Here is a 5,341-nt window from a genome sequence, read left to right as displayed (position 1 = left end):
CCCCCCCCCCCCCCCCCCACGCGGCCCCGCCCGCCCCCCCCGCGGGGGGCGGCCCCCACGATTCGCGCGTATCGCGCGGAGAAGTCACATGGTGCACATCCCGGGCGGCGGCAGGGGGGGTGGCCGCCGCCCGGGACCCGATACTGCCCGCAGGGGGCGTAACGGCCAGGCCATCCGCACGCCAAGGGGGGAGTTAGGCGTGCGATGCGCCCGGGGCGCGAGGCGTGGTCAAGTCGCGTTGCGGCGATGGACCACGGTGGCAGTGACGGAGGTCTCGGCTATCCCCCACAACGTATCGCGCCTGGCGGATGGTTCCCGCCACGCCTCCCGGCGCGAGCAAGTGCATGCGGCAGCGACGGCACCCGGCCGTACGACATCGACCATCACAGCGGACTCCCCCCGGCAGTCGCGGCGGAACGCGCCGCGCAGCACACCCCCAGGGTGACAGACGCGAGGCCCCGGGGGCATCCCGCGCATGGACTATTCACTTCCGGAAAGTCTCGTTCTGGCGGATGAGGCCCGCATATCGGAGCAGGGCGTCCGGCAGCCGCGCGCGGGGCCTGCGCACTTCGGGCGCACCTCGGGCGCGGCGGAGAGCGGCCGCCGCTCGACCTATCTAACGCCTCATGTGAAGTAAATGCGTTAGATGCGTGGTATGCTTCCCGGCATGACTGCAGGCGTCGGCGAGCACAAGGGAGCGGACATGGCCATCGTCCCGGCACCGGGCGGCAGCGGCGCACCGGCGCTCGGCGAGCCGCTGCCCGTCGAGTTCGGCAACACCCGCTACGCGGTGCGCGGCACCCGCGGCGGCGTGCACGACGCCCTCGACACCCCCGAGACCCTGACTGCCTGGATCGCCGAGCACGAGGCCGAGTTCCCCGAAGGCGTCGCGTCCGCGGCCCTGGGCGGGCTGCGCCCCGGCGACCTGCCGCGGTTCGTGGCCCTGCGCGACGCCATCCGCACCGTCTCGCGCAACGCCGCGGACGGCACCGAACCCGACCCCGCCGCCATCGCGACGATCAACCAGGCGGCCGGCGCCGCGCCGCGCATCCCGCGGCTGCGCCTGGAGCCGGACGGCACCCTGACGGCCATCAAGTGCGCCGATGCCCATCCGCTCGCCGCGCTGTCCACGCTGGCCGCGGACGCGATCATGCTGTTCGGCAGCGCCGAACGCGACCTGCTCCGGGCCTGCGGCGGCCCCGGCTGCGTGCTCTTCTACGTGCAGAACCACCCCCGCCGCGGCTGGTGTTCGGCAGGCTGCGGGAACCGCGCCCGGGTCGCCCGCCACCACGAGCGGCACAAGGGCTGACCGGCCGGACGCTCCGTCCACTAGCCTGGACGCTCACGCAAGCAGTCGTCGAAGGTCCGGGCACACCGCGAAGTGCCCCGCACATGAGAAGAAGCGACAGGTTGTCCGTCCACGACACCGCCGCGGGGAGGGCTTCCTCCTCCCGCCGATGACCGGCATGCGGGGCAGCGGCCCCGCGATCCGCACCAGCACCCGCAGCGACCTCAAGCGGTCCCGCAGACCCCGGGCGCATGCCTGCTGGGACCACCTCTACGCGGCCGCGCTCTGGCCGATGCACAACGCCAATCTCGGGACCATGCTGCGTACCTGCGACGCAGTCGGGGCCTGCCTGACCGTGCCCAAACTCCCGTGGGTCCCCGAAGCACTGGCCCGCGGCAACACCCTGCGGCGCCCTACGTGCGTGCACTGGAGCGGCGACCAGCTCGGCTGGCTCGCCCGGCAGCGCGAACGCGGCGTGCGCATCGTGGGCGTCGAACTCGCCGAGAATGCGGTACGCCTCGCCGACCTGCGCCCCGCCCGCGGAGCCACCGTCGCGGTGCTCGGCCACGAGCGCGACGGCATCCCGCCCGAGGCCCTCGACCTGCTCGACGAGGTCGTGGAGATTCCCATGATCGGCACCGGGACGACGCTCAACGTCGCGGTGGCCGGCTCCCTGGTGCTCTACAAGCTCGCCGGACTGGTGTGAGCCCGGTGCGGCGGAAACGGCGGTGGGGGGGGGGGGGGGGCGGCGCGCGGCCCCCCCCCCCCGGGGGGGGGGCGCACGCGGGGGGGGGCCCGGGCGGCGGGCCGGCCCCCACCGGGCATTTGCGCTTCGTCCGAGCGCTCCCGAGCAGTCCCGGGTGCCCTGGTCAGGCCGGGCGCGGGGTGTTCAGCTCCTCGGCGTTCAGGCCCATGATCTTCGCGCGGGTGTCCGCATCGAAGTCCTTGACCTCGACCTCGTAGTCCAGCGGGTTCGGCAGCGCCTCGATGTGCGGCCAGTCCGAGCCGAAGACGACCCGGTCGGCGCCCATGAGTTCGACCGTCTCGTGGACGTCGTCCTCCCAGAACGGGTTGATCCAGATGTGCCGCTTGAAGGTCTCCACCGGGTCCTCGGGGAACAGGCCGGGGACCTTGCGGTTGACCGACCGCAGCTTGCGGAACAGGTCGCCGAGGAACTCCGAGCCGTTCTCGACCGACACCACGCGCACGTTCGGGAAGCGGTGGAACACCCGGTCCAGGATCAGCGACGCGAGGAAGTCGTAGATCGGGCGCTCCATCGTCCACAGCATGGTGACCGACGGCTTGCCGTGCCCCTTGAAGTCCGTCGACAGCCCCTGCTTGCGGCTGTAGCCGTTGGACGAGTAGCCGCTGTCGCCAGCATGTACGACCACCGGGATGCCGGCCTCGTTGACGCGCGCCCAGAACGGGTCGAACACCGGGTCGCCGGGCGTGAAGGGCCCGTCCACGGTGGTCGGCGCCGCAGGGCGCATGCACACCACGCGCGCGCCGTTCTCGAGCGCGCGGTCCAGGTCGGCCATCGCCGTGTCGAGGTCGGCGAGCGCGATGTAGGGGGCCGCGAAGATCCGGTCCTGGTGGTTCCAGCCCCAGTCCTCCTCCAGCCACCGGTTGAACGACCGGAACAGCTGGCCGACCGCCTTCGGGTCGTGCTTCAGCGCGTCCTCGTAGATCATCCCGAGGGTCGGGAACAGCCAGATCTTGTCCAGCCCTTGCGCGTCCATCACCGGGATGCGGGCGGCCGGGTCGCGGTACTCGGGGCGGATCGGCTCGCGCTCGCGCAGGAACTCCAGCGGGTTGCGGCCCTCGGGGTTGCCGCGGAAGTACTCCGCCATCGCCCCGGCCTTGGCGATCGGGTCGAACGTCGGGTTCACCACGGCGTGGTTCACCTTGCCGCCGATCACGTGGTACTTGCGGCCGTTGATCTCGCACCACTGGATGACGCTGCCGCCGAGCCGCGGGTCGAGGTGGCGCGTGAACGCATCGAGCGCCTCGTAATAGTGATTGTCGGCATCGAACACGAATGCCATGCGTGCCCCACCTCGTAGATCGCTTGCCTCGGTTAAGTAATCCCCGCCATTGTGCGGCGGTCCGCGGCAAGGCACAAGGTAAGGAAGTCTGTCTTTTTGGTATCGGTATCAGTGCCGGCGCCGAGAGCTGCGCCGCGCCGGACGGGCCCGGGGAGGTGCCGCCGCACACCCCGGGCCCGCCTGGTCGCTCATGCGCTTGTACTCACCTGCTCATCTGCTCACACGTATCAGCTGTCCACGTGCCCGAGCTCCGGCTTACTGCACGACCAGCAGGTCGGACAGCACCCCGGCGGCCCGGTCGGCCTGCGCGTGCGCGCCGAACAGGTAGGTGCCGAACTGCGTGCGCCCCTTGAGGAAGTACTCCAGGAACGCGGTCGCGTAGACGTTGCCGGTCTGGTGCTGCGAGGCGTACGAGACACCCGGCGTGCAGTCCTGCGGCACCCCGGGGATCGGGATGCTCGACCCCTGGTCGTCCAGGAACTGCACGTGGTTGGCGCCGGCGATCTCGACGTACTGCTTGTAGGCGCCGGGCACGTCGTTGTAGTACCGCTTGCCGGCTCCGGGCGAGATGCAGTCGTTCTGGCCGCTCTCGATCAGCGTCGGCACGCGGATGTTCCGGACGTCCGCCTCGACCTTGTCGTACGTCGCGGTGTCCGCCGGGTCGTATCCGGGAGTCAGGGCCACCACCGCGTCGATCCGGCTGTCCTGCGCAGCAGCCGCGAGCGCGCCCGCGCCGCCGAGCGAAGCGCCCGCCGCCGCGATCTTGTCGGTGTCCACGATGCCCTTCACGGGGCTGCCCCAGGCACTGTTCTCGCTGATCATCTTGGTGATCGCGGCCTTGATGTTCTTGGTGTGCATGTACGGGTCCGTCGACAGGATGTTCGGCGGGTAGTAGCTGAGCACGATGTAGCCGTGCGAGGTCAGGTACCCGATGATCCAGTCGAAGTAGTCGAACCCGACCCAGGAGGCGGGAGCGAGCGCGACGACCGGGTACTTGCCCTCGGTCTTGTCGGCCGGCTTGAGCCAGCCGTCGGAGGTGGCCGGGTACGAGACCCGCGCGTTCTGGAAGCCGGGGCCGCCGGTCCAGTACAGGAACTCGTAGGTGCCGACCTTGTAGGTGCCCGGCTGCGTGGGCGGCACCGGGGTGACCGCGGAGGCCGGGACGGTGCCGAACAGCAGCGCGAGCACTGCCAGGATCGCGCCGAGCAGGAGCCCTGCTCTGCCGCGCGGTCTGCGGTGGGACGGGGAACGGGACATGGTGCGTCGCCCTCCTAGGGGGATCGGGGTAGGACGTACCTGGCGGGACCGGAATCGGCTCTTCTGGTTCCGTTTTGCGCGCCGGAGTCGGCACGGGGGCACGGGCGGCCCCGGGGTGGCCGGGGGCCCGCGGAAAAGGGGGCGCGTCGGGACGCGTCAGGCGTCGAGCGCGCGGTACACCGCGTCGACCAGCGACAGTGCCCGCCAGTCGGTGTGCGCGGCGGATTGGCTGTTCGTCGTGTACGCGAACGCGATCTCGGCGGCCGGGTCGGCGAAGGCGAGCGTGCCCCCGCTGCCCGGGTGGCCGAAGGCCTCGGGATTGCCCGAGACCCGGAAGAACGAGGTGGCAGGTTTCATGAACCCCTGGGCGAACGCGGTGGGTTCGCCCAGGATGCGGTCCTGCCCCTCTGCCGCCGTGGTGCCGGCGGCCTTGACGGTGTCGGGGGACATCAGGCGGATGCCGTCCAGCGTGCCGCCGGCCGCCAGCGCCGCGTAGACCCGGGCCAGCGCCCGGGCGTTGGTGACTCCGCAGCCGGACGGGATCTCCAGGGCGAGTACGCCCGGGTCGTGCGCGGCGCCGGGCGCCGCGAGTTCGGGGATCGCCAGCATGGCGCGGACGAGCTCCGAGTCGGGGTCCCAGGCGGCCGCCGGGGGAGACGGGGGAGTCGGGGGAGTCGGATCGGCCCCGGGCTCCGCTCCGCCTCCCGCAGGCACCCCGGCCGCCTCGGCGGCCGCCGGGACGAGGGTGGCC

The 5,341-nt window shown here is 71.8% G+C and carries 5 protein-coding genes; 2 read left to right on the top strand and 3 right to left on the bottom strand.

Annotated elements, in window-relative coordinates:
- Positions 1–667 precede the first annotated feature (667 nt).
- Both LZ495_RS35975 and LZ495_RS35970 read left to right on the top strand, forming a co-directional pair.
- Positions 668–1,309, top strand: a complete 642-nt coding sequence (locus tag LZ495_RS35975; RefSeq protein ID WP_235057357.1) for a CGNR zinc finger domain-containing protein — start codon at positions 668–670, stop codon at positions 1,307–1,309.
- 157 nt (positions 1,310–1,466) lie between these two features.
- Positions 1,467–1,994: a TrmH family RNA methyltransferase gene (locus tag LZ495_RS35970; RefSeq protein WP_308268694.1), complete on the top strand. Its 528-nt coding sequence runs from the start codon at positions 1,467–1,469 to the stop codon at positions 1,992–1,994.
- Between the two features lie 163 nt (positions 1,995–2,157).
- Here LZ495_RS35970 and LZ495_RS35965 read toward each other — a convergent pair whose 3' ends face one another.
- From LZ495_RS35965 to LZ495_RS35955, 3 genes are all read right to left on the bottom strand, one after another.
- On the bottom strand, positions 2,158–3,333 hold the full coding sequence (locus LZ495_RS35965) for an amidohydrolase family protein (RefSeq protein WP_235056453.1): 1,176 nt from the start codon (positions 3,331–3,333) through the stop codon (positions 2,158–2,160).
- Between the two features lie 255 nt (positions 3,334–3,588).
- The gene (locus LZ495_RS35960; RefSeq protein ID WP_235056452.1) at positions 3,589–4,590 is read right to left on the bottom strand and encodes an alpha/beta hydrolase family protein; all 1,002 of its coding nucleotides are present in this window, start codon (positions 4,588–4,590) and stop codon (positions 3,589–3,591) included.
- A 156-nt stretch (positions 4,591–4,746) separates the two neighbouring features.
- On the bottom strand, positions 4,747–5,341 hold a 595-nt coding region (locus LZ495_RS35955; RefSeq protein ID WP_235057355.1), incomplete at its 5' end, for a serine hydrolase.

Origin of the sequence: Yinghuangia soli (assembly GCF_021502675.1) — a bacterium.
GTDB lineage: Bacteria > Actinomycetota > Actinomycetes > Streptomycetales > Streptomycetaceae > Yinghuangia > Yinghuangia soli.
The sequence above is the reverse complement of the archived record's forward strand: the minus strand, read 5'-3'. Positions and strand labels throughout refer to the sequence as shown.